The sequence below is a fragment of the Vibrio sp. 10N.222.55.C6 genome (assembly GCF_041473395.1).
Lineage (GTDB): Bacteria > Pseudomonadota > Gammaproteobacteria > Enterobacterales > Vibrionaceae > Vibrio > Vibrio crassostreae_C.
The window spans coordinates 1-316 of record NZ_JBFRSD010000556.1; the positions used below are offsets into that span (position 1 = coordinate 1).

Sequence of the window (316 nt, forward strand, 5' to 3'; positions counted from 1 at the left end):
ATATTGGGTCGACAGCGAAGGCAAAGTGGTAAAAACCATACAGTATTTAGGCCCTGATATGACAAGGCTTGAGTTAACCGTCCTTAAGCATTATCAAAGCAATTAACGAACAGGGTAATGAACTAAAATGATGAATTATATGAGTCATACATCAAAAATGACGGGACGTCGGTTGCCATTGGTGAGAACTTTATTAACGATGAGAGCTCTGTTAATGATCAGCGCTTTGTTTGCTTTGAGCTCCGCTTCTTCGGCTTCTGATCTTGTTACGCCTGCTTCTCTTTATAAGCCTGACAGCGCTTCTTCGGTTAAAACA

At 41.1% G+C, this 316-nt stretch carries 1 protein-coding gene and 1 pseudogene; both read left to right on the forward strand.

Features of this window, described 5'->3' with window-relative positions; all coding sequences use genetic code 11:
* Window positions 1-106, forward strand: a 106-nt coding sequence (locus AB4486_RS25065) for a YjbF family lipoprotein (RefSeq protein ID WP_372119408.1), incomplete at its 5' end; no start/stop codon positions are given.
* A 24-nt stretch (window positions 107-130) separates the two neighbouring features.
* Window positions 131-316 (forward strand): annotated as a pseudogene (locus AB4486_RS25070) (hypothetical protein); the annotation flags it as partial.